Origin of the sequence: Glaciihabitans sp. GrIS 2.15, assembly GCF_035984695.1 — a bacterium.
Lineage (GTDB): Bacteria > Actinomycetota > Actinomycetes > Actinomycetales > Microbacteriaceae > Lacisediminihabitans.
Genome location: NZ_JAXCHU010000014.1, coordinates 38,644 through 62,139 on the forward strand (window position 1 = coordinate 38,644; position 23,496 = coordinate 62,139).

Consider the following 23,496-nt stretch of genomic DNA (forward strand, 5'->3'; position numbering starts at 1 on the left):
GATGAGGGCATGGATTGCTCGACACAAGGCCACGGATCGGCCGTCAGGACATTGACGACGAAACGGAACGCTGTGCTCGAATCCGTAACCTCTGCGGCGCTCGGCAGTGCGCTGGATGGCTTGGCGTTGCGCCAACGCACTATCGCGGACAACATTGCAAACGTCAACACGCCTCGCTACCACGCCAAGCGCGTCGTCTTCGAGGCGGCACTCGCCAGGTCTGTGGCGAATGGCAACGGCCACGTAGTCGCGGAGATCAAACGCTCACTCGAGCCCACCCTGATCGATGGTAACAACGTCAATCTCGACACCGAGACGCTCTCGAACGTCGACACCGTGCTTCGGTATCAGTTCGCCACCCAGGCCGCCGGCAATGAGTTCTCGGCCATGCGCGCTGCCCTCCGGAGTAACTGATGACCTTCGACGCGATCGGCATCGCCGGCACCGGCCTCACCCTGCACCGAAAGTGGCTCGATGCCATCTCCGACAACCTCGCCAACATCAACACCGTCAGGCCGACGAGTGGACCGGCCTTCCAAGCCAGGTATGTCGTCGCACAGGAGGGTGCCGGCAATTCCGGCGCCTTTGTGCAGGGCATCGCGTACGGCAATGCCGATGGGCGCCTCGTCTACGAACCGGCCAACCCTCTCGCTGACAAGGACGGCTACGTGAAATACCCCGACATCGACCTCGCCTCACAGATGGGCCAGCTCATCATGGCGCAGCGCGGATACCAGGCCAATGCCGCCGTCGTCGACCGTGCCAAGGAGACCTACCAGGCCGCCCTGCAGATCGGTCGTGCCTGATGGATATCTCTTCGATCGGTTCCGTCTCCGGCGTCTCCGGCGTCTCCGGCACGAGCGCCCTCTCCTCCACGAGCGGCACCAACGCTGCGAGTGCCACGAGCTTCGCCAGCGAACTCGGCGGTGCCGTTGACACCCTGCAGCAGCTGCAGTCGACCTCCCACACTCTCGCCATCCAGGCTGTCACGGGCAACCTCTCCGACATCCACAACGCCACGATCGCGTCGACCCGCGCCCAGGTGACCCTCGAACTCGTGGCCGCCGTACGCAACAAGGGCGTGGACGCGTTCAACGAGATCATGCGGATGCAAGCCTGATGCCCGCTCCGATCAGTTCGGTGCTCCGCCGACTCACCCACACCATCCGCGAGTTCACCATCGCACAGCGCACCATGGCGATCATCGGGTTTGCCGTGCTCGCGCTCGGCATCGCTGCGCTGTCGTTCTGGGTCACTCGCCCCCAGCTGAGTCCGCTCTTCTCGGGCCTCAGCGGCACCGACGCGAACACCCTGGTCGAGCAGCTGCGCGCCGACGGCGTGCAGTACCAGATCACCGGCGGTGGCGGCACGATTATGGTTCCGGAAGAGAGCGTCTACGCCGAACGTCTCAAGGCCGCAGCGGCCGGCCTTCCCTCCTCATCGACGGGCGGCTACTCCCTGCTCGACAAGATGGGCGTCACGGCATCCGAATTCCAACAGAATGTGACCTACAAGCGAGCGATCGAGGGCGAGCTCGCAAACACGATCAAGGCGATGAAGGGCGTCAAGACGGCATCCGTACAGCTCGCCATCCCCAAGGACACCGTGTTCGTCTCGGAGAAGACCGATCCAACGGCCTCCGTCTTCATCGCGACTAATAATGGCGTGACCCTCAACGACGAGCAGGTGCAGGCGATCGTTCATCTCACCTCCTCGTCCATTGACGGCATGAAGACCAGCGATGTCTCGGTCGTCGATGCCCAGGGCCTCGTGCTTTCCGCCGCGGGAGTGGACGTCGCAGGTAGCGGGTCAAAACGGGCTTCCGACTACGAGGAGCGCGTACGCAGCTCGGTGCAGTCCATGCTCGACAAGGTGGTGGGACCGGGCAACGCCACCGTGGTGGTGGCCGCTGACGTGAGCCAGAACTCGGGCCAGCGCACCGCCGAGACCTTCACGACTCCCGATGGTTCCCCGGCTCTCAGTGAGTCTGCGCAGAACGACGGTACGGGGCGGACCAGCGGCTCGAACGGCTCCGCAGGCATCCTGGGGCCCGACAACATCGCGGTGCCGAGTGGCACGTCCGCCGCGAACCCGACCGCGGGAACGAGCACCGGCGCCACCGGGGCCACCTCAGTCACCAAGAACAACGCGATCAATAAGGTTACCGAGCAGACCACCATCCCCGCCGGTTCCATCACGCGCCAGACCGTCTCCGTCGCGGTAAACAAGGCGGTGTCCGGGGTAAACAAGGCCAACCTCATTTCGCTCGTGAATGCGGCCGCCGGTATCGACACGACCCGCGGTGACTCTGTGGCCATCGAGATAGTCTCCTTCAACCGGGCCGGAGCCGCGGATGCCGCGAAAGCGATAGCAGCCTCGGAAGCGGCGGCCAACGCCGACCGCACGGCCGGCCTTATCCGCACCGCCCTCACCGCGCTCGCCGTCGCCCTCCCGATCATCATCGCGATGTTCCTCGTCTTCCGCCGCTTCCGCAGCCGAAGCCAGGAAGACCGCGAGTTGCAGGAGATGACCGAACTCGCCGAGTTGCGCGCCATGATGAGCGACCAGACCAGGCCGATCGCACTGACCGGCACCGAGCCGCCGGCCGCGCTCACCTACACGCAGGTGCCACTCATTGAGCCGGGCGACACCGATCGCAAGCGCGCGGAGATCGACGCGCTCGCTGGCACCGACCCCGAGCGCACCGCCGAGATCCTGCGCGGTCTCATGGACGATCGGCAGCCGGCATGAGCGACGTTGCCCTGACGCTCTCGGGCACCCAGAAAGTGGCCGTGGTGCTCATGGGCATGGACCAGGTGCGCGCGGCCGCGGTCATGAAGCAATTCACCGAGGCCGAAGCCGAGGAGATCGCCGCCGAGATCATCCGGTTGCGCCGAGTCGACACGATCGTGTCCGATCGCACCATCCTCGAATTTCACGAGCTGGCCACGAAGGGCGGACGTAAGTCCCACGGCGGGCGCGAGTTCGCGGCCGGACTGCTTGAGGCTTCCTTTGGGGCCGAGAGGGCCGCCGGCGTGATGAGCCGGGTGGCGTCGTCGATGGCCGGCAAGGCCTTCGAGTTTCTCGACACCGCCGAGACCGGCCAGCTTCTCACCCTGCTCGACGGCGAACTGCCGCAGACCATCGCCCTTGTGCTCGCGCATCTCCGGCCCGACCACGCCTCCCCGGTGTTCACCGCCCTCGAGGAAAACCTCCGTACCGAGGTGGCAAAGGCAATTGCGACGATGGGCACCGCAACCCCCGAAGCAGTGCGCGTCGTCGCCGACACCCTGAAGGGTCGCGTGAGCAGTGTTGTCACGGCTCGCGACACCGTGGAGATCGTCGGCGGCGTGCAGGCCGTCGTCGACATCATCAACCGCGCGGATGTCTCCACCGAACGCGCCGTGCTTGACGGACTCGACGGGCTCGACCCGATTCTCGCCGAAGAGGTGCGCTCGCGCATGCTCACCTTCGCCGACCTGGTGAAGTTCGACCGCAAGGACGTGCAGCAGGTGCTCCGTGGTATCGACTCGAGCATTCTCGCAGTGGCGATGAAAGGCTCGGACGAGGCACTGGTCGAAGTGGTCAGGGCCAACATCTCCGAACGCAACCGCGAGATCCTCGAAGACGAGATCGCCTCGCTCGGCCCGGTGAGGATGACCCAGGTCGAAGAAGCCCGCGCCGAGGTTGTGCGCGCGATCCGCACCCTCGAGGCGGAAGGCATCATCACCCTTCAGCGCGGAGAAGAGGAAGAATATGTCGCGTGACTTCTTCCCCCTGACCTTCCCCTCGCTTCCGAGCAGTGCCAAGCAGGATCAGGCCGACGCCGACAACCGCGCCGTCGGACACGCTGCGGGCTACGCGAGCGGCCTGCGAGCAGCGGGCGCCGAGCTCGCCGGCCAGAAAGCTGCTCTCGACGCGGAACACCGCGCCGCACTCCTGCATGACGCTGCGCGGACGGATCGCGCGATCGCCGTGCTCACGTCGGCCGCCGCGGCGCTCGACAGTCGCCTGCTTCCGGTAGTGACCGATGCGCAGGATGCGATCGCGGCATCCGCCCTCGATCTCGCGGAAGCGATTATCGGAGAGACGCTAGCCGACGGTGAACGGTCCGCGAAGGCGGCGCTCACCCGCGCGCTTGCCGCGGTCGACCCGGCGACGATCACGACCGTCCGCCTCAATCCGCTCGATCTCGGCGTACTCGACGAGACCATACGCGCTGCTGCCGGTGTCTCTTTCACCGCGGATGCTTCGATCGCCCGGGGCGACGCGATCGCCGAGCTCCCGCTCGGCTACCTCGACGCTCGAATCGGGACCGCCGTTGCGCGTGCCCGCGCGGCGATTCTGGGGGATGCCTCGTGACCACGACCTGGCGACCGCATGCCGAGCGCTTCCGTACCGCCCTGGCGGCCGGCCGGCCGGAACGGGTAGGTGTCGTCTCCTCCATCGTCGGTCTCGGACTCGAGATCAGCGGACTGGACTGCGCCATCGGGGACCTCGTGCGCGTCGGTGACAGCGTCGCCGACGGCGGTACCGGTTTTCTCGATGCCGAGGTGATCGCAACTACGCCGTCGGGAATCCGCTGTATGCCGCTCAGCCGTCTTACCGGGGTGAACGCCGGCGCTCCGGCACGTTCGCGTGGTCTTCCGGTGCTGGTACCCACCGGCGATGGCCTATTCGGCCGGGTGATTGACGGCCTCGGTCGCCCGATCGACGGTAAGGGGCCGCTCGACATCACACGCTTGGTCTCGATCGACAACGACAGCCCGTCGGCGATGCACCGTGCGCGCATCGATACGCCGCTGCAGACCGGCGTGCGCGTGCTCGACACCCTCACGACCATTGGCACGGGCCAACGCCTTGGGCTCTTCGCCGGATCCGGGGTCGGCAAGTCGTCGCTGCTCTCCATGATCGCGCGGGGGACGGATGCCCAGGTCTCGGTGATCGCGCTGGTCGGCGAGCGCGGACGGGAAGTGCGGGAGTTTCTCGAAGACGACCTCGGCGCGGAGGGACTCGCCCGCTCGATTGTGGTCGTCTCGACCTCCGACGAGCCAGCGATGATGCGCCTTCGCGCCGCCTTCATGGCTACCCGCATCGCCGAATCCTTCCGTGACCAGGGATCGGATGTCATGCTGATGATGGACTCCCTCACCCGGGTGGCGATGGCCCAGCGCGAGATCGGACTCTCGGTCGGTGAACCTCCGGCTACCCGCGGTTACCCGCCGTCGACGTTCTCGCTTCTCGCCCAGTTGCTCGAGCGGGCCGGAACAGGCGAAATCGGATCGGTCACCGGCATCTACACGGTGCTCGTTGATGGTGACGATCACAACGAGCCGATCGCTGATGCGGCACGCTCATTTCTTGATGGACACGTCGTGCTCGATCGCAAGCTCGCGGTCTCCGGGCACTTCCCCTCCATCGACGTACTCGGCTCGATCTCCCGCGTCGCCTCCCGGGTGATTTCGCCCGAGCAGGTACACACAGCCCAGGTGTTCCGCAAGACTCTTGCCGCTCGCCGAGCAGCCCAGGATCTTCTCGATGTCGGCGCGTACCAGCGTGGCGCGAACCCGCTCGTCGACGCCGCGGTCGATCACGAGTCGTCGATCAACGCGTTCCTGCAGCAGAGGATCAGCCAGCAGTCGACGTCCGCTGACGCGTGGGCGCAGCTCACCTCCCTCGTCCGGATACTGGAAGGCAACTGATGGCCCGCTCATTCCCGCTCGCCGGACTCCTGCGGCTCCGACAGGTGCAACAGGACCAGGCGGCGATCGACCTCTCCGCCGCCAACGCCCGCGTCGTCGAAGGCACGGCGCGCCAGCGTCGAGCCCGATCCGCCCTCGGCGCCACCTCGAGTGAAGCCACCAGCGCGTCCGTGCTCTATGCGGTCGCGGCATCCCGCGCCGCCACGCGCAGCATGCTCGCCGAACTGCAGGCGCTTGACTGCGATCACCGCGTCTCCCTCGATGCAGCGAACACCGCTTTCACGGCGGCTCGCGCCCGATCGATCGGGCTCGAAAAGCTCGAGATACGATTCGACGACGCTGTGGCGAACGGCGTTCTCGTGGCCGAGCAGGCCACGCTCGACGAGATCTCGTCGACGAGCTGGCACCGCGCGCGAGAGGTGGACGCGGGATGACTCTCGTCGCGCTCCCCCCGGCTCACTCGCCCGCCGGCCAGGCGAACAGCCCGGCCTCGGTCGCCGGCCAGGCGAACAGCTCGGCCGCGGCAACCGGCTTCGGTGCGGTGATGACCGACGCGAATGCCGCACTGGTCGCCGCAGCCTCCTCTGCCGCAACCGCCGGAACAGCCGCGCCTGCCATTCCCGTTGTGCCTGGCGCGCTCACTGCTACCGCCGTGCTCGCAGGTCTCGTGGCATCCGTCGCCACCGCCGGTACATCTGCGTCCCCCGTAACGGGCGCCGCGCAGGAAACCGCCGATTCGGCGACCGACCCGATGGCGCCCCTCGCGACAGAACAGCCGGTGCAGGTCCCCCTTCCCGGGGTGGCGCTGCCGATCGCGTTGCCTCTGCCCTTGCCGACTCTGGTGTCGGCGCTGGTGTCGACTGTCGCACTTTCCGCCGCCGCGCCACCCACCGTGGGTTCCGTGACGGATGCGTCGAGCAATATGCCGTCGGCACCCACCGCCGCCCCGACTGTTGTCATCTCGGGTGCCCTCGCGGCCGCTGCCGCTGTGTCTGGCGCTGCTGCTGTGTCTGGCGCTGCTGCTGCCGCTGTGTCAGCCGCTGTGTCTGGCGCAGCCGCTGCCGCTGCGTCGAGTGCGCTTCCCGCCCGGACCACCAGCCCCGCAGCGGCTGTGTCGACAGACACCCTGTCAGCGGCGGCGCCGGCCGCCGCGTCGATCTCCGGCTCTGTGGTTCCGCTCGCGGCCACGCCAACTCCCACCGTGTTTCCTCTCCTGACTGCCGTATCGCCCGTGGTCGTATCCCCCGCCGCATCCACCCTCCCCGCCGCATCCACCCTCCCCGCCGCCCGGACCAAGCCGATCGCGGTGACGACGGATGCGGTGGCACCGCTACCGATCGCTACACCTCCTGCCCGGCTCGAGGCGGTTGCCGCACCGATTGCCACTTCCGCGCCGCCGCAAAACCAGAACACGCCCTTCGCCGGCCAGCTCGCCCGTCCGATCTTCACTCTCGCTGCAGCCGGACCCGGATCGCACACGATGACCATCAGTGTGACGCCCGACACCCTTGGACCCGTGACGGTGCGCGCGCATGTGGGCCCGGAGGGCATCCGCGTCGAGCTCTTCGCACCGACGGATCTGGGCCGCGACGCGATCCGCGCCATCCTGCCCGACCTGCGTAAGGATCTTGCCGGGGCCGGAGTCGGGGCCAACCTCGACCTGTCGTCCCAAAACCAGCCGAGCGATGCTGGCGACCGACGCGGCGACGCGGCAACCCGCCCCGAGCGCGACTACGTCGTTCCTGCCGGGATCGTCGCGGACGATGACGTCACTCCCGCGCCGAGCCGTATCCTCACCGCTTCATCCATCGACGTACTGGCATAGAAAGGCACCTTCATGGCAATCGACGGAATCACCGGAACGGTCCAGAAAGCCGCAGCCGACCCGGCATCCGGAATCTACAGCGGGTCGACCACCCGCGTACCCAAGCAGACCATGGACTCAGAAGTGTTCATGAAACTGCTCGTCACGCAGCTGCGCACCCAGGATCCGAGCGCGCCCATGGACACCAACCAGATGATCTCCCAGACCACCCAGCTGTCGATGATGGAAAAGATGACCGAGCTCAGCACCACCAGCACGGAGGACTTCTCGCTTCAGATGCGTATCGCGGCTGCCGCGATCGTCGGCAAGCAGGTCAGCTACTCGGATGCTGCGGGCGTGAGTCACACCGGTACGGCGGCCAGTGTCTCCTTTGTCGGCAGCGTTCCCCAGGTCAAGGTCGGTGGCGTCGACGTGGTCCTCGACAGTATTTCCGGAATCACCAGCACGTCTTGATCAACGCAGTCGCCTGATCCACCACATCCAACCGAAAGGCAGCACCTCATGCTTCGTTCACTGTATTCCGGGATCTCCGGACTCCGCTCGCACCAGACCATGCTCGATGTCACCGGTAACAACATCGCTAACGTGAACACCACGGCGTTCAAATCGTCGGCCACCCAGTTTCAGGACACCCTCTCCCAGCTCACGCTGGGCGCGGGCGGACCGCAGGAGCAGATCGGTGGCACCAACCCCGCGCAGGTCGGCCTCGGCGTGCGAGTCGCCGGCATCTCCACCAACTTTTCGCAGGGATCCGCCCAGTCGACCGGGCGCGCGACCGACATCATGATCTCGGGTGACGGATTCTTCGTCACCAAGACCGGCACCCAGACGCTCTATACCCGCGCCGGATCATTCGACTTCGACGGCGCCGGTCGCCTGGTGAGTCCGGACGGCGCCATCGTTCAGGGCTACACCGCCGTCAACGGGGTCGTCTCCGACGGCGGTCCCACCAGCGATCTCACGCTTCCCCTCGGAGTCGTCGCGCCAGCCGCCACGACCACGTCGGCCACCGTCTCGGGCAACCTCCCGTCCGACGCCGCAGCCGGCCCGCCTCTCGTGCGCGACGTGCAGGTTTATGACAACACCGGTGCCGCTCGCACCATCTCGCTCAGCTACACCAAGACGGCGGCGGGCTGGGATGTCGTAGGCACTGACCCCAACGGATCCTCCGGCGCCGCCTCCCTCACCTTTTCCGGCGGTGTGCAGACCTCCGCGGGCACTATGACGATCGGCGGCATCACCGTCGACATGTCGAAGCTCACCGGATTCGCCGGCCTCACGACGGTTGCGGTGTCGAACCAGAATGGCCGCGCCGCCGGCACGCTCAAGTCCTACACGCTCTCGAAAGACGGCACGCTTGTCGGATCGTTCAGCAACGGAGCATCGCAGGCGATCGGCCGTGTCGTACTCGCGACCTTCTCCAATCCCGGTGGCCTGGAGAAGGCCGGATCTTCCGGCTACAAGAGCACCTTCAACTCCGGCAACGCCACGATCGGCACTCCCGGATCGGGCAGCCTCGGCTCACTGCAGTCCGGCGCTCTCGAGATGTCGAACGTCGATCTCTCGCAGGAGTTCACCAACCTGATCGTCGCCCAGCGTGGTTTCCAGGCCAACGCCCGCATCATCACCACCTCCGACGAAGTGCTGCAGGAGCTCACCAACCTCAAGCGCTAATCGCTCCTCCGCGGAAGGTCCCCGGCCCGGTCGGTCGGGGGCCATCCGCGGTGTGGGTTGTGCGTTGTGAGCATCGGGTTGCGCGCTGTGTGTCGTGCGCTGTGTGTTCCGCGCCGTCCGCGCCGTCCGCCATCCGCGCCATCCGCGCCGTCCGCCATGCGCCATGCGCCATGCGCCGTCCGCCATGCGCCATGCGCCGTCCGCCATGCGTTCCGCGTTGTACTCGCTCCCGATCGAGGACGCCCCCGCCACCCCCCGCGAAGGAGGGATTTTCGCGCGATCTGCGTCGCAGGGAGGGACTTTTTTGCCCGTTCCGCAGTTTCCCCTCCTTTTTTGCGGTGCGGGAGTTGTGGCGAACCCTGAGACGTGGCGGCGGCCGATTCGGTGGCTCGAGCGCCGTGTTGAACGCCTGCGCCGCCGCATCCGGGCGTCCTCCGGTGCTGCCGGATCGACGTTTTTCCGGTGGTGCCGGATCGGCGATGGAGGGATTTTCGCGCGATCTGCGTCGTAGGGAGGGACTTTTTTGCCCGTTCCGCAGTTTCCCCTCCTTTTCTGCGGTGCGGGAGTTGTGGCGAACCCTGAGACGCGGCGGCGGCGGATTCGGTGGCTCGAGAGCCGTGCTGAACGCCTGCGCCGCCGCATCCGGGCGTCCTCCGGTGCGGCCGGATCGACGTTTTTCCGGTGGTGCCGGATCGGCGATGGAGGGATTTTCGCGCGATCAGCGTCGTAGGGAGGGACTTTTTTGCCCGTTCCGCAGTTTCCCCTCCTTTTCTGCGGTGCGGGAGTTGTGGCGAACACTGAGACGCGGCGGCGGCGCCATGAATCCAGCCCGGCGGCGGCGGCGCCACAAACCCAGCCCGGCGGTGCCACGAACCCAGCCCGGCGGTGCCCGGCCGAGACCGGCGAAGCCAACCCCACCTTCGCCGGGACGACTCCAGCGGACGACTCTGGCGCGCGACTCGCCGACACCGCTGCATCCACTAACCGGATGCCCCATCGTGCCGATAGTGGGAAATAACGGACCAGGATGGACCGGCTTCACCACCAGCAGGGATGCGCTCATGATCGTAGTTACGCGGCTCAACGACAGCCATTTTGCGATAAACCCCGATCTCATCGAGCGCATCACCGCCAATCCCGACACGACCCTGATCATGGTCGACGGTGCCAAGTACATCGTCACCGAGTCCATGTGCGAGGTGATCGACCGTATCTCGCGATATCGCGCGACAGTCATCGCGCTCACCCACGAGCTGTCGTCGAACGGGCACCAACAGAGGGCGCTCGAGCTGGTCGAGAACGTCACTCATCCTGACGCCGAGCACCCCATGCCGCTTCGTCCGAGGAAGATCTGATGGACCTCGCAACAATCATCGGAATCCTCACGGCGTTCGGTGCCCTCTTCGCGATGCTCACCCTCGAAGGCTCGAACGTGAGCTCTATCCTGCTGCCGGCCCCGATGGTGCTGGTATTCGGGGCAACGATCGCGGTCGGAATAGCCGGCGGCACGATCAAGGACCTCTTGCTCTCGGTGAAGGCCCTGCCGCGGGCATTCGCCGGAAAGACCGAGAAGCCGCAGGTGGTTATCGATCGCCTGGTCGAGATCGCCGAGAAGGCGCGGAAAGAGGGCTTGCTGTCGCTCGAGCAGGAGGCCGAAACAGTGAACGATCCTTTCCTGCGCGGTGCCCTGCAGAGCATCGCCGACGGAGCGGATGGCGAGGACCTGCGCGTGCAGCTCGAAGACGAGATCGCCACGAAGACCCGCTCCGACCGCACGGCATCCAAATTCTTCCTCAGCCTCGGTGGCTACGCGCCGACTGTCGGCATTATCGGCACTGTCGTTTCGCTCACCCACGTGCTCGAGAACCTATCGACGCCGGGAAAGCTCGGTCCTCTCATCGCGGCCGCTTTCGTCGCCACCCTGTGGGGGCTGCTGTCGGCGAATTTCCTCTGGCTGCCGATCGGCACGCGACTGCGTCGTCTCGCCGATCTCGAGGGTGAGCGGATGACCCTGATCATGGAGGGCGCGCTCGCCGTGCAGGAGGGCAGCCAGCCTCGACTGCTCGCCGAGCGACTGCGATCGATGGTGCCCGCTGAGCAACTGGGCAAGCCGGCCACCGCAGCGAAAGCGGCGTGACCGGCGTGAGCAGGGGCCGCAAGAAGCACACGGAAGAGCACGAGGAACACGGTCCAGATGAACGCTGGATGGCCTCGTATATGGACATGGTCACGGTGTTGATGTGCATGTTCATCGTCCTGTTCGCGATGTCGACCGTCGATGCAAAGAAGTTCGACCTGCTCCGCAACTCCCTCGCGACCGGGTTCGGCCAGACCGACATCGGCAGGCTCGACACGGCGAAGGGCACTGTTCTGGATCCGACGAAGGCCACCAAGAGTGGCGAGAGCTTCGGGGCTGGGCCGCAGACGGCCCAGGCCACCGCCGCTGCCGCCGCCGCAAAGGCCGCGGCCGCGGCCGCGGTCAAGGAAGTCGACTCGATCAAGAACCTCGAGGCCAAAGTGAGCGCGAGCCTCGCGATTCAGGGCCTTCAGGGCACGGTGCAGTACACGATCGACCAGCGCGGCCTCACCATCCGGCTCGTCGACCAGCAGGCGTTCTTCGCACCGAACAGTACGGTGCTCACCGGTACCGCGCCGCGAGTGCTCGACACTATTGCTCCGATCCTCTCGGCGACCGGAGAGGATATCGCCGTCGAGGGCCACGCCGACAGTCGCGCGACGCTTCCCCCCTTCCCCACCAACTGGGAGCTGTCATCCGGCCGCGCAGTTGCCGTACTCCGGCGGATGGTGGAAAGCGGTGGGGTCACCGAATCCAAGATCGGAGCGGTCGGCTACGGCTCCTCGCGTCCGCTGTCGCTCGGAACCGCCGCCGCCGACTTCGCTCAGAATCGAAGGGTCGATATTATCGCCCTGTCCAACGCGTCCGAGTCGGTGAGGGCACTCATCCCGGATGTGGTCTCCGGGAAGATCCCCGGAAGTGAAACACCCGCCGCACCCGCCGCCGTCACCGCAGCGACAGCAACCACCTGGATCCCTGTCGTCTCCAGTTCCGTTCCACTGATCCTCTTACCGGCGGTCAACCCCGGCCGATAGTGCCCTGTGTGACGGTCCAGGAACATTCTTCACTCGGCGCGCCCGCACGATCGGGCCCGGCGGTGGAGCCCTATGACTTCCGTCGGCCGACCACTCTCGCCCGTGAGCACTCCCGGGTGCTGGAGCTTGCGCTCGAGACCTTCGCACGCCAGTGGGCAACGCAGCTCACCGCCAAGGTACGGGTGATCTCGCAGGTCACTTGCGAACAGATCATCATGGAGACCTATGACGAGTACGCCTCCGCGCTTCCCGCGACCACCGCGATGATCCTGTGCAACCTGCACGGGATTGATGCCAGGGCGGTCATCCAGTTTCCGGCGTCGGCAGCGCTCACCTGGGTGTCGTACATGCTCGGAAGCAATACCGCTCAGGTGGTCGATGAACGCAAGTTCACCCAGGTGGAGCAGGCGCTGATACGCCGCCTCTTCGATGATGCGCTCGAGGATCTCCGTTACTCCCTCGGGTCTTTGCTCGAGGCTGCGATTTCCATCGACACCATCCATTACAACTCGCAGTTCGCCCAGGCCGCAGCAACCTCCGATCTGATGATCGTGGCGAGCTTCGGCATCCGGGTCGGCGATAGCTCGACCACGGCGACCCTCGCTATCCCGGCCGAGGCTCTTCTGCCGCAGCTTGGCCAGCCGAGCGTTGCCGTGGCGACCGGGGACGCCCGGGAGAAGGTCGCTTTGCAGCTCGGTTGGGTCCCGGTCGAAGTTGCGCTGAGCCTCAGCCCGGTGCTCGTGAACCCGAGCCGTGTGCTGAGCCTGGCGGTGGGTGACCTGCTCATCATTCCGCACCCGCAGCACCGCCCGCTCAACCTCAACGTCGAGGGAGAGACCCTCGCGCGCGCTGCCGTCGGCGCCAATGGCTCCCGTCTTGCCTGCGTCGTGACCGCCGCCCCAGAGAACGAGACCCACCCGAAGAGAAGGCTGAACCAGTGAAGAAGTCCACCATCATCGACCCACGCTCTGCCGCAGCCGAGGCGCTCGCGCGGCTGTTGCCGAGCACCTCCCTCCTCGAGGCCGTCGCATTCGAGGGTGTGCCGACCGCCCCCTTCGACAGCGCGGTGGTCGCCTCGTTCGTCGGGGAGATCTCGGCCGACCTGGCGATCGTCTTCCTCGATCCGATCGAGACGGCGGATGCCGCAGTCGCGGATTCCCAGCGGGTTTCGATCGTCGACCTGCTGCGGCCCGCTCTCGATGCCGCCGCGGGCGTGCTCGGATCTGGTGTGCTCGGGGACGCCCGCGTGGACGACGCCACGGCGCTGTTCTCCGACGCGGCCACCGAGGTCTTCGCCCTCTCCAGCGGGGGCAGCGCGGCCGGCTGGTTCGCCATCCGCTTGCGGGAGAGCCAGACAGGCGCCACCCCGATCTCCCAGGAGTCGCTCGTGAACAACCTCAGCCGCATCAATAACGTCGAGATGGCGCTCACCGTGGAGATCGGTCGCACCCGCATGGCGGTGCGCGATGTACTCGGTCTCGAGCCCGGCGCGGTGATCGAGCTCGATCGCTCAGCCGGCGCTCCCGCCGACGTGCTGCTCAATGGGCGGCTGATCGCCCACGGCGAGATCGTGGTCGTCGACCAGGAGTACGCGGTGCGCATCACCCAGATCCTCGACGTTGCCGAGGGCCTCAGCTAACAATGGACACCCTCTTCGTTGCGTTGCGCGTACTGCTCTCCCTCGCTGCTGTGGTGGGGCTGCTGTGGTTTCTGCAGCGACGCATTTCGAAGGGGACCCAGTCAACGCGAGCGACCAAGCTCGTGAACGTCGTGACCCGCCAGTCACTGGCGCAGAAAGCATCCGTCGTCGTGATCGACATGGAGGGCAAGCGATTTTTGCTCGGCGTAACCGAGCACTCGGTGACCGTTTTGGACGCCACCGAACTGCCGGTGATCGATACCGCGGCGGCCTTCGAATCTGCCCTCGCCGAGGTGGAGGCCACCCCGACCCCGCGCAAGTCGGTCGCGACCCCCATCCCCTTCCCGCAGCAGTTCGACCCTCGCACCGGCCTACCGCGCAAGCTCGGCGCGCTCGACGGCTCGATCCTGTCGCTCTCCACCTGGAAGCGTGCGGCCGTCGCCCTGCGGTCCTCCCGGTGAGAGGGCAGGTCGCGATGGGCGTGCGTGCACCGCTCAGCGTCCGGTTCTGGAACGGGCCGGCCGCCCGCATCGTCGTGATGGCGCTTCTCGTGCTCGTCGTCGCTGTAGCGCTCATCCTCATGACCGGCACCGCCAGCCACGCTTCGGTGCCGACCGTGGATGCCCCGACGCCGCCCGTCGCCCCAACCACCCCCGGCGGTCTTTCCGTCAACATCAACGGCCCCGACGGCACCCCGTCCTCTGCCATCGTCACGCTGGTCGGCATCACGCTGCTCTCGGTGGCCCCGGCGCTGCTGCTCATGATGACGTCATTCACCAAGATCTTCGTCGTGCTCGCGATGGCCCGTAACGCCCTTGCGCTGCCGTCCATCCCGCCGAACCAGGTGCTTGCGGGACTCGCACTCTTCCTCAGCCTCTTCATTATGGCGCCGGTGATCACCGACATCAACACGCACGCGTTGCAGCCATACCTGAACGGCCACATCGACTTCACGCAGGCGATCGACCTCGCCACCAAGCCGCTACGTACCTTCATGCTCGCGCATACCCGAGAAGAGGACCTCGCCCTGATGACCAGGGCAGCCGGCCTTCCCAACCCGAAGAATCCGTCGTCGGTCACCCTGCCGACCCTCATTCCGGCCTTCATGATCTCCGAGCTTCGTGCCGCGTTCATCATCGGATTTGTCATCTTCGTACCTTTTCTCGTGATCGACCTCGTCGTCTCGGCCGCGCTCATGTCGATGGGGATGATGATGCTGCCGCCGGTCATGATCTCGCTGCCGTTCAAGATCCTCCTGTTCGTGCTCGTCGACGGTTGGGGGCTCATCATCACAACGCTGATCAGCAGTTATCGGGGAAGTTCATGAACCAGAACGCCGTCATGGATATCGCGCTGCAGGGCCTGCTGATCGCCGCGAAGCTCTCCGCGCCCATCCTGGTCACCGCCCTCGTCGTCGGTTTCGCCATCTCCCTGCTGCAGTCGATCACCCAGATCCAGGAGGTGACGCTCTCCTTCGTGCCGAAGGCGATCGCCGTCTGTTTTGCCCTCATCGTGTCGGGCCAGTGGATGATCTCCGAGCTGGTCGCTTTCACGCACGGCCTGTTCGAGAAGATCCCGACCCTTCTGAGCGGGGGGTGACGTGGCATTCACCCTCAACTTCCCGTGGATCGAGGCGGTGATGCTCGCGTCCGTGCGCATGACCACTTTTCTGGTGATCGCCCCGCCGTTCTCCACCAACGCTTTCCCGCTGCGCATCAAGGCAATGCTCGGCATCGGGCTCGCGCTCGCCGTCTCGCCCCGGGTTGCGCGCGGGTATGTGTCACCCGACACGGCCGGTTTCGTGGTCGGACTGCTGGCAGAACTCGTCACCGGCGCCCTTCTCGGGTTCCTGGTCATGATCGTCTTCTCGGCAATCCAGTCGGCCGGCAACCTGGTCGACCTGTTCGGCGGATTCCAGCTCGCCCAGGGCTTCGACCCGCAGATGATGATCAACGGGGCCCAGTTCGCCCGGCTCTACCAGATGACCGCCCTCGCACTGCTCTTCGCGTCAGGGGGCTACCAGCTGATTGTCGGCGGTCTCGCGCGCAGTTTTGACGCTCTTCCCGTGGCCGGCCAGATCGACCTCGCCGCGCCCATCCACGCCATCACCCTCGCCGTCGGCCAGATGCTGTTGTCGGCCGTGCAGATCGCCGGCCCGCTGATCGTCGTGCTCTTTCTGGCGGATGCCGGCCTCGGCCTCCTCACCAGGGTCGCCCCGGCGCTCAACGCCTTCGCCCTCGGCTTTCCGCTGAAGATCTTCATCACCCTGGCGCTCGGCGTCTTCGTCTTCGCCGCCCTTCCGCAGATCGTCGCGGCGATCACTGGACAGGCCGTCTCCGTCTTTACGGGGGTGAAGTAGCGATGCCCGAAGCAGATTCCGGCGAAAAGACAGAGCTCGCCACCGAGAAACGCATGAAAGAGGTGCGCGCAAAGGGGCAGCTCGCCAAGTCTCAGGACCTCACCGCCTGGGTCGCCATCGGCGTAGCCGCGGTGATGATCCCGGCGACCGTGTCTGCGGGAGCCGAGGCAACATCCGCTCCGTTGTACCAACTGCGCACAGTGATGGACCACCCCGACCCGACGCACGCGATGCAGGCGCTCGTCGACGGGCTCGGCTCGGTCGGCGGCATCATCCTGCCGCTGCTCTCCGTGGTGACGATCGCGGTGCTCGTGACGGCCGCCGCGCAGGGGGGCATCCATTTCAAGAAGTTCAGCGGCAAGTTCGACCAGTTCAACCCGGTGGAGGGCCTCAAGCGCACCTTCGGGATGCAGGCGGCCTGGCAGGGGGTGAAGGCGCTGTCCAAGACGGTCGTTGTCGGTGTCGTGCTCCTCGCCGTGATCCAGGGGCTCATGCCCGTGCTGATGAGTGGGGGCGGGCTGCCGGCCTCCGCGCTCATCCAGGCCGCGACCGACGGTACCGCCTCCCTCGTGCGCTCCGCGGTGATCGCCGGGCTCATCCTGGCCGCCGCCGACGTTTTCGTGATCATGCGACGTAACCGCAAGCGCACCCGCATGACCAAGAAAGAAGTCAAAGACGAGAACAAGTCGTCAGAGGGCGACCCCATGATCAGGGGGCAGCGCCGCTCTCGCCAGCTCGCCATGAGTCGCAATCGTATGATGGCTGCCATCGCGGATGCCGACGTGGTGCTGGTCAACCCCACGCACTTCGCCATCGCCCTCAGGTACGAGCCGGGCAAATCGGCTCCCCGCGTGGTCGCCAAAGGCGCTGGCGAGATTGCGTTGCGCATTCGCGAGCAGGCCGAGACGGACCGTGTGCCAATCGTCAAGGACATCCTGCTCACCCGTGCCCTGCATGCGGCCTGCGACCTGGGGGAGGAGATCCCGGTCGACCTGTACAACGCGGTCGCCCGCGTGCTCGCCTTCGTGCTCGCACTGCGCACACGCGGGTCGTCGAAGGGCGTGCATGAGATGAATCAACTAGTCGCCGCTGGAGGGCACTCACGATGAATAAGAACCTCGCGAAGCTCGCGGTGCCGCTCGGAGTTGTCGGCATCATCCTGCTGCTCGTCGTACCGATCCCGGCCTTCGTGCTTGACCTGCTGATCATCGTCAACATCATGCTCGCGCTGGTGACCCTTCTCACCACGATGTTTGTCAAGAAGCCGCTCGATTTCTCGGTATTTCCCTCGCTGCTGCTCGTGGCGACGCTGTTCCGCCTCGGCCTCAATGTTGCCTCGACGCGTCTCGTGCTCGGTAACGGCTACGCGGGAGAGGTGATCGGTGCGTTCGGTCAGGTCGCGGTCGGCGGCTCGATCATCATCGGTGCGGTGATCTTCCTCATCCTCGTCGTCATCCAGTTCGTGGTGGTCACTAAGGGTGCCGAGCGAGTCGCCGAGGTCGGTGCGCGTTTCACCCTCGATGCCATGCCCGGCAAGCAGATGGCCATCGACGCCGACCTCAACGCCGGCCTGATCACCGATGTGCAGGCCCGCGAGCGCCGTGCCGAGGTCTCTGCCGAAGCCGACTTCTATGGCGCGATGGATGGTGCCTCCAAGTTCGTCAAGGGCGACGCGATCGCCGGAATCATCATCATCATCATCAACATCGTCGGCGGAATTGCCATCGGCGTGATCCAGAGCGGCCTATCTATCGGCGACGCGGTGAACAAGTACACGCTGCTCACCATCGGTGACGGACTCGTCACGCAGATCCCGGCGCTCCTGATGGCCGTCTCCACCGGCATGATCGTCACGCGGTCGAATGCCGAGTCCGACATGGGATCCACCGCGGGGGCGCAGCTCAGCCAGTCCAGGTACGCGCTCATCATCGCGGGTGTCGCGGCGATCCTGATGGCCTTCATCCCCGGCATGCCGATCATCCTGTTCCTCATCGTCGGCCTCTCGCTCATCCTCATCGCCCAGCGCATCAAGGCCCGTGAAGCCGTGAAGAAGCTCGAGATCGAGACCGCGGCGATCGCGGACCCCGCAAGTGGCTCAACCACCGAAAACCTCATCGAGCAGATGCGCGTGCACGCCCTCGAGATCCTTCTCGCCCCCGACCTGGTTGACCTGGTCTCGGATGCCTCGGACGACCTGCTCTCCCGCGTGCGATCCCTCCGGCGCAAGATCGCGATGGACATGGGTCTCGTCGTGCCGCCCGTGCGCACCCGGGACAGCATTGAGCTTCCGCCCGCGACCTACGTCATCCGCATCGCCGGAGTCGAGGCGGGCCGTGGCATCGCCCCGGCCGGCAAGGTACTCGCGCTCGGCGAGGCCCTCGATGCGCTGCCCGGCGCGGTCACTCTCGAGCCCGTGTTCGGACTGACCGGCAAATGGGTTCCGAGCGAGATGCGCCACAGCGCCGAGATGACCGGCGCAACGGTGATCGACCGGGTCTCCGTCGTCGTCACCCACCTCTCGTCCATCATCATGGGCAACGCCGCGCGCCTGCTCAGTCGCGAAGACGTGCGCGTCCTCACCGAGGGTGTCAAGGAGATCAACCCCGCCGCCGTTGATGAGCTCGTGCCCGGTCTTCTCAGCCTCGCCGAGGTGCAGCGAGTGCTTCAGGGACTGCTGCTCGAGCAGGTGGCGATCAACGACCTTCCGCGTATCTACGAGGCGCTCTCGCTGCGGGCGAAGGTCTCGTCCGATCCCGAGGGGCTGATCGAGGCCGCCCGCGCGGCACTCGGTCCGGCTCTCAGTGCGCGGCACCTGGACGGCCAGACCCTGCACGTGATCATGATCGATCCGCTGCTGGAGCAGTCGATGCTTGAGGGTTTGCGCCCCTCGGAACTCGGCACCCAGATCATCATCGACCAACATGCGCTCGAGTCGCTGCTCGGCTCGGTGCGCGACGTGGTCGCCCGCGTGGAGGGCACCGGGATGTCTGCGGTGCTGGTCTGCGCGCCGGCGTTACGGCCGGCCATCCGTCGCCTGGTCTCGGCGCAGTCCGGAGGGCTGCCGGTGCTGTCGTACCAGGAGGTCACATCGGCCAATGTGAACATCGAGACCGTAGGAGTGGTGCGCGGTGCCGAGTCGATATCAGCTTGAGGGCGCGTCGCTCGACGAGCTGAACGCCCGTGTTCTCGCCGAGCACGGTCCGCTGGCGAAGGTCATCGCGGTCAAGGCCGTCACCTCCGGGGGAATCTCCGGTTTCTTCGCCTCGCGACGATACGAGATCGAAGTCGATGTTCCGGATGGCACCGCTCGCGACGCCCATATTTTCGACCTGCCCACCAGGGCGGGCATCGCCCGACTCCTCGACGATGCGGACACCGCCGAGGCGATCTCGCACTACGGCACACTGATTCCCCGGCTCTCTACGCACTCGGTCGACTTCGATTCGATCATGGCGGACCTCACGTACAACACCGCCGCGATCCCCCCGCTCATCGATGGCCCAACAATCTTTCGGCAGACGCCGCTCGAGGCAGCGGGCGATCTCGTCGTCGTGGTTGGCCTCGGTGACGACCCCCTCCCGGTGGCCCGGGACATGTCCCACGTTTCCGGTTTACGGGCTCTGAGCATCGCCGGGGCGGTCACCGCCGATGGATACTTCCGGGTGAAGGACCGCATCAGCGCTATGGCGGCCCGGGCGGCCGGAGTTCGCGAGAAGCACAGTGCGTTTATCGCGCTCGGTATTCCGCGCCCCGGTCTCGACGACGACGCGATCGCAGCCCTCGAGTATCTCAAGGCCGACCAGGTCTGGGTGGTGGTGGATGTCGGGCGCAAGGCCGATGACACCGCCCGCTGGGTGCGCGCCGTGCAGTCCCACGTACATATCGACGCGATTGCCGTCATCGGCAGCGACACCACCGACACCCCAGAAACCGTGCACCAGCTCGGCATCCAGGTCGGTTGGCTGGAGAGCGGTTCGGTAGGCTGAGACGATGCTTGTGTTGACCCGTAAGACGGGCGAGAAGATCGTGATCGGTGACGACATCACCATCACCATCCTCGACGTGCGTGGTGACGGCATCCGCATCGGCATCGATGCCCCCCGCGGCATCAAGATCCAGCGCGAAGAGGTGCTGCTCGCCGTCGCCGAAGCGAACGTTGCGGCGGCTGCGGCAGATGATTCGGGGGAACAGCAGTTGAGAACCGCTCTGGGGGTCGCGCCTCTGGCGCCCTCCGAACCGGCGGCCCACCAGGGTTCGTAACCCTCGATACGCCGGGGTACAAAGCATGTCCCCTCTACTGGGGACTGTGAGTCTTCGCGGGGATGCAGCATCGTGTACTCAGGGGAACCCGCTGTTTTGCCACCCGAAAGGGCACCCCGCCGTATTCGAGAGAAGGCACCCGATGAGTCATGACGCCAAGGTCCACTACCTTTCCCGGGCAACCTTCGACCCCGCCGACTCCACAGTGCAGGCGCAGGCCATCATCGATGCGGAGATGAACAAGCGAATGGACCTGGTCCACCAGCTTGCGGTGCGCCTCAGCGCTCTCGAAGCCACGATTGCCGCGGTGGATGCTGCGCGTCACGCCGCGATCGCAGCCGGCTGGACCGCTGACCAACTTCTCGACCTCGGCCTGGGGGCCGTCGAGAACTCGAAGCAATCCGCCGGGCGCCGTGTCGCGCATCCCCAGAACGAGTCGAGTCTCGGCGCGGCCATCGCGGTGGAACTCGCTGGCTAGCCGACCCTCCCTTTTCGCTTCATTGGCTCAACACGCGACAGCGCAAAACGCTGGCGTGCTCAGCACCTCTGAGCGCCCTGTCGACGCAGTAATACGATGCCGAGCGGGCGGCTCATCAGGGTGGTCGGTCAGTCGGCGGTCGTGACGACTTCCTCGTTCGGGCTCCTGTCGACGGCAGGCTCAGAGGTGGCTCGCCGGTCTGACAGTCCTGGCACGAAGCGCGTTGTGAGAGGTGGCGTTTTCGGAGCGCGTGGCGTGGATGGCCATGGACCGAGCCACCGAGCGTAGAGACGACGAAAACCGGTCGACACCGACGGATCCCAGCTCGCTCGTCACCGCTTCCAGCAACGCAACAAAATCGCGATGGACCTCAAACATCATCTGGTGGGCCAGGGGAGTGAGCTCGAGATACAGGCTTCGGCGATCGTTCGGATGAGCCACCCGATGCAGCAATCCTGCCTCTACGAGGCGGCGAGAGATGAAGGTGATCGCGGCGGTCGTCGTGTCCAGATGTGCGGCGAGTTCCTTGGGGGTGATACTCACGACGGCGGCGACTCGAAACATGGCACGGAGCTCACTGGCCGAGAGCCCGGCATCCTCAGCAATTCGCTCTCGATTGCGCTGCATCGCGTTGACGAACTCCACGGCCGCCGCCGGGAACCCATCCAGGGTGTGGGATGCTCCGATCTCGGAACTCATAAGACCTCCCGCCTCTATCGGTTCACTAGTTTACGGGGCTAGAATCCAACTGATCACGAGGATCAATCAGCAGCGTAGGACTAAATTAATACCATATTGTTTTACTTATCTAATCAAGTACTTTCATCGAACGTCCCAAGGAGGACCAAGTGATTCCTGACATCCTGTCGCACGGGCAGTATTCCACCGTCTACAACTTCCTGTCGCTCGTCATCGCGTCACAGTTGTTCACGGCGCTATTCCTGCTCATATCCCTTCCGCGGATCCTCCCGCGCTATCGGCAGGCAATCACCGTAGCAATCATCGTGTGCGGAATTGCGGCCTACCATTACTTCCGCATCTTCGACTCGTTCAAGGAGGCGTTCGTCAGCAAGTCGGTGGGGGGAACCGGAAACTACAGTCAGGCTGCGGGAGTCTCGTTTAACGAGGGTTACCGCTATGTGGACTGGCTGCTCACCGTGCCGCTGCTGCTCGTCGAGTTGATCGCGGTTCTTGCGCTCGCCCGCAAGGTGCAGACCGGTCTCCTTCTGCGTCTTGTTCCGGCCGCCGCGCTCATGATCGCGCTCGGCTACCCGGGTGAGATCAGTGGCGACAATGGCCTGCGCGGTCTCTTTGGCCTTCTCTCCACCATCCCCTTCGCCTACATCCTCTACGTGCTCTTCGTGCAGCTGAGCAAGTCGCTTACGACTCAGCCCGTTTCGGTGCGCAAGACGCTGGGTCGTCTGCGATTCCTGCTGCTCCTCAGCTGGGGCGTCTACCCGATCGCGTACCTTCTGCCCCTGCTGAACATCGGCGGCGCAGATGCTTGGGTGTCGAAGCAGGTCGGATACTCGGTGGCCGACATCGTCGCTAAAGCCGTCTACGCGCTGATTATCTTTGGCGTCGCGAAGGCGAAGTCTTATGAGGACAACCCGGAATTCGCCGCGGTGGAGCTCTCCCACGCCGAGGCAACCGCTATCCATAAGTAGTAATTAGAATTTCCCAGCCGTTCCTGTAACAGCTTCGGGGATGGCGCGTTTCCGCAAGGAAGCGCGCCATCTGCTGTTAACGGTCCGGTCGATCGGCACTGCTGCGGATCCCCGGATGCCCGTTCAACAGCCGTTTCACGGGCATCCGCGTGCCCAACATCAGATTTTCGGCCGGACGAGCATGCCGCGAATGTTGAAGCGGTGACCATGTGCGTGGGCGGGAGTCCCCACCGGGCGCTCGCGAGCATCTCTGTCATGCGGAAGTTCGTCATGGGGACGCCTGCGGTCATGGGATGTTGGGTGGTCACGACGGTGAACCCGTGTTTTTCGAAAAACGGGCGTGCGGTGATACTCACATCTGCTGAAAGGTTGCGAATCCCGTGAGCTCGTGCATGACCGTGGAGGTGGGTGAGGAGAGCTGAGGACACTCCTCGACGCGAGTGTCGTGGTGAAACGAACATCATGTCGATATGGCCCTCCGGGTCCACGTCTGAAAAACCGACGATCTGCTTGTCGAGAAGGGCCACGTAGCTGTCCCGGGCCTGCATTGCCCGATCCCATTCGGACACGGTCCGTTGCTCAGGGCGAGCCCACGCAGCGATCTGCCCCAGTGAATAGTCGGCTGCCTCCGTCTCTGTGATGGCTTCGAGAAACACAGTCAGGGTCGCGGCCGCGTCCTCGCCGCGACAGCAGCGCACCTCGATTGAGCAGGCGTCAGAGACGTTCCGCATCCATCGATCATCTCAGTTGCCGCGAACCCACGTACTTCAGGGAAACGTCT

At 65.4% G+C, this 23,496-nt stretch carries 28 protein-coding genes; 26 read left to right on the top strand and 2 right to left on the bottom strand.

Annotated elements, in window-relative coordinates:
* The first annotated feature begins 72 nt into the window (after positions 1–72).
* The 25 genes from RCH11_RS16020 (at position 73) to RCH11_RS16140 (ending at position 21,048) form a co-directional block, all read left to right on the top strand.
* Complete coding sequence (locus RCH11_RS16020) at positions 73–414, top strand: flagellar basal body rod protein FlgB (protein WP_327058024.1); 342 nt, start codon at positions 73–75, stop codon at positions 412–414.
* On the top strand, positions 414–806 hold the full coding sequence (locus RCH11_RS16025; protein ID WP_327058025.1) for a flagellar basal body rod protein FlgC: 393 nt from the start codon (positions 414–416) through the stop codon (positions 804–806). The genes RCH11_RS16020 and RCH11_RS16025 overlap by 1 nt, the downstream gene beginning before the upstream one ends.
* Positions 806–1,120: a flagellar hook-basal body complex protein FliE gene (gene fliE, locus RCH11_RS16030; RefSeq protein ID WP_327058026.1), complete on the top strand. Its 315-nt coding sequence runs from the start codon at positions 806–808 to the stop codon at positions 1,118–1,120. Before RCH11_RS16025 ends, fliE begins: the two co-directional genes overlap by 1 nt.
* Positions 1,120–2,751 carry a flagellar basal-body MS-ring/collar protein FliF gene (gene fliF, locus RCH11_RS16035; protein WP_327058027.1) on the top strand — a complete coding sequence of 544 codons (1,632 nt, stop codon included), beginning with the start codon at positions 1,120–1,122 and terminating at the stop codon, positions 2,749–2,751. Before fliE ends, fliF begins: the two co-directional genes overlap by 1 nt.
* Positions 2,748–3,767 (top strand): flagellar motor switch protein FliG, encoded by a 1,020-nt coding sequence (gene fliG / locus RCH11_RS16040; RefSeq protein ID WP_327058028.1) that lies wholly within the window; start codon positions 2,748–2,750, stop codon positions 3,765–3,767. Before fliF ends, fliG begins: the two co-directional genes overlap by 4 nt.
* Positions 3,757–4,362 (top strand): FliH/SctL family protein, encoded by a 606-nt coding sequence (locus RCH11_RS16045; protein WP_327058029.1) that lies wholly within the window; start codon positions 3,757–3,759, stop codon positions 4,360–4,362. Before fliG ends, RCH11_RS16045 begins: the two co-directional genes overlap by 11 nt.
* The gene (locus RCH11_RS16050; protein ID WP_327058030.1) at positions 4,359–5,702 is read left to right on the top strand and encodes a FliI/YscN family ATPase; all 1,344 of its coding nucleotides are present in this window, start codon (positions 4,359–4,361) and stop codon (positions 5,700–5,702) included. Before RCH11_RS16045 ends, RCH11_RS16050 begins: the two co-directional genes overlap by 4 nt.
* On the top strand, positions 5,702–6,136 hold the full coding sequence (locus RCH11_RS16055; RefSeq protein WP_327058031.1) for a hypothetical protein: 435 nt from the start codon (positions 5,702–5,704) through the stop codon (positions 6,134–6,136). The genes RCH11_RS16050 and RCH11_RS16055 overlap by 1 nt, the downstream gene beginning before the upstream one ends.
* Positions 6,133–7,527: a flagellar hook-length control protein FliK gene (locus tag RCH11_RS16060; RefSeq protein WP_327058032.1), complete on the top strand. Its 1,395-nt coding sequence runs from the start codon at positions 6,133–6,135 to the stop codon at positions 7,525–7,527. Before RCH11_RS16055 ends, RCH11_RS16060 begins: the two co-directional genes overlap by 4 nt.
* 12 nt (positions 7,528–7,539) lie before the next feature.
* Positions 7,540–7,980 carry a flagellar hook assembly protein FlgD gene (locus tag RCH11_RS16065; protein ID WP_327058033.1) on the top strand — a complete coding sequence of 147 codons (441 nt, stop codon included), beginning with the start codon at positions 7,540–7,542 and terminating at the stop codon, positions 7,978–7,980.
* A gap of 48 nt (positions 7,981–8,028) precedes the next feature.
* Positions 8,029–9,201: a flagellar hook protein FlgE gene (locus tag RCH11_RS16070; RefSeq protein ID WP_327058034.1), complete on the top strand. Its 1,173-nt coding sequence runs from the start codon at positions 8,029–8,031 to the stop codon at positions 9,199–9,201.
* Between the two features lie 1,061 nt (positions 9,202–10,262).
* Entirely contained in the window at positions 10,263–10,556 is a 294-nt protein-coding gene (locus RCH11_RS16075) for a flagellar FlbD family protein (RefSeq protein ID WP_327058035.1), read from the top strand.
* Entirely contained in the window at positions 10,556–11,338 is a 783-nt protein-coding gene (locus RCH11_RS16080) for a motility protein A (protein ID WP_327058036.1), read from the top strand. Before RCH11_RS16075 ends, RCH11_RS16080 begins: the two co-directional genes overlap by 1 nt.
* Positions 11,339–11,343: 5 nt before the next feature.
* A complete protein-coding gene (locus RCH11_RS16085) occupies positions 11,344–12,312 on the top strand; it encodes an OmpA/MotB family protein (RefSeq protein ID WP_327058065.1) in 969 nt (322 codons plus the stop codon).
* Positions 12,313–12,320: 8 nt separating this feature from the next.
* Entirely contained in the window at positions 12,321–13,253 is a 933-nt protein-coding gene (locus RCH11_RS16090) for a flagellar motor switch protein FliM (RefSeq protein WP_327058037.1), read from the top strand.
* A complete protein-coding gene (fliN, locus tag RCH11_RS16095) occupies positions 13,250–13,951 on the top strand; it encodes a flagellar motor switch protein FliN (protein ID WP_327058038.1) in 702 nt (233 codons plus the stop codon). Before RCH11_RS16090 ends, fliN begins: the two co-directional genes overlap by 4 nt.
* 2 nt (positions 13,952–13,953) lie before the next feature.
* On the top strand, positions 13,954–14,412 hold the full coding sequence (gene fliO, locus RCH11_RS16100) for a flagellar biosynthetic protein FliO (protein ID WP_327058039.1): 459 nt from the start codon (positions 13,954–13,956) through the stop codon (positions 14,410–14,412).
* 77 nt (positions 14,413–14,489) lie between these two features.
* Positions 14,490–15,278, top strand: coding sequence for a flagellar type III secretion system pore protein FliP (gene fliP, locus RCH11_RS16105; RefSeq protein WP_327058066.1), 789 nt, complete (start codon positions 14,490–14,492; stop codon positions 15,276–15,278).
* Positions 15,275–15,550: a flagellar biosynthesis protein FliQ gene (fliQ, locus tag RCH11_RS16110; RefSeq protein ID WP_327058040.1), complete on the top strand. Its 276-nt coding sequence runs from the start codon at positions 15,275–15,277 to the stop codon at positions 15,548–15,550. The genes fliP and fliQ overlap by 4 nt, the downstream gene beginning before the upstream one ends.
* 1 nt (position 15,551) lies before the next feature.
* Positions 15,552–16,310, top strand: coding sequence for a flagellar biosynthetic protein FliR (locus RCH11_RS16115; protein ID WP_327058041.1), 759 nt, complete (start codon positions 15,552–15,554; stop codon positions 16,308–16,310).
* Between the two features lie 2 nt (positions 16,311–16,312).
* A complete protein-coding gene (locus RCH11_RS16120; protein WP_327058042.1) occupies positions 16,313–17,419 on the top strand; it encodes an EscU/YscU/HrcU family type III secretion system export apparatus switch protein in 1,107 nt (368 codons plus the stop codon).
* Positions 17,416–19,461, top strand: a complete 2,046-nt coding sequence (locus RCH11_RS16125; protein WP_327058043.1) for a flagellar biosynthesis protein FlhA — start codon at positions 17,416–17,418, stop codon at positions 19,459–19,461. The genes RCH11_RS16120 and RCH11_RS16125 overlap by 4 nt, the downstream gene beginning before the upstream one ends.
* Complete coding sequence (locus tag RCH11_RS16130) at positions 19,439–20,296, top strand: hypothetical protein (RefSeq protein WP_327058044.1); 858 nt, start codon at positions 19,439–19,441, stop codon at positions 20,294–20,296. Before RCH11_RS16125 ends, RCH11_RS16130 begins: the two co-directional genes overlap by 23 nt.
* 4 nt (positions 20,297–20,300) lie before the next feature.
* Positions 20,301–20,570, top strand: coding sequence for a carbon storage regulator CsrA (csrA, locus tag RCH11_RS16135; protein ID WP_327058045.1), 270 nt, complete (start codon positions 20,301–20,303; stop codon positions 20,568–20,570).
* Positions 20,571–20,712: 142 nt separating this feature from the next.
* The gene (locus RCH11_RS16140) at positions 20,713–21,048 is read left to right on the top strand and encodes a hypothetical protein (RefSeq protein ID WP_327058046.1); all 336 of its coding nucleotides are present in this window, start codon (positions 20,713–20,715) and stop codon (positions 21,046–21,048) included.
* A 180-nt stretch (positions 21,049–21,228) separates the two neighbouring features.
* Here RCH11_RS16140 and RCH11_RS16145 read toward each other — a convergent pair whose 3' ends face one another.
* A complete protein-coding gene (locus tag RCH11_RS16145; protein ID WP_327058047.1) occupies positions 21,229–21,747 on the bottom strand; it encodes a MarR family winged helix-turn-helix transcriptional regulator in 519 nt (172 codons plus the stop codon).
* A gap of 149 nt (positions 21,748–21,896) precedes the next feature.
* On the opposite strand from RCH11_RS16145, the gene RCH11_RS16150 reads away from it, so the two are divergent.
* Positions 21,897–22,715: a bacteriorhodopsin-like gene (locus RCH11_RS16150; RefSeq protein WP_327058048.1), complete on the top strand. Its 819-nt coding sequence runs from the start codon at positions 21,897–21,899 to the stop codon at positions 22,713–22,715.
* Here the strand turns inward: RCH11_RS16150 and RCH11_RS16155 are convergent.
* On the bottom strand, positions 22,646–23,446 hold the full coding sequence (locus RCH11_RS16155; RefSeq protein ID WP_327058049.1) for a GNAT family N-acetyltransferase: 801 nt from the start codon (positions 23,444–23,446) through the stop codon (positions 22,646–22,648). The two genes, RCH11_RS16150 and RCH11_RS16155, sit on opposite strands and share 70 nt — an antisense overlap.
* Between the last annotated feature and the right edge of the window lie 50 nt (positions 23,447–23,496).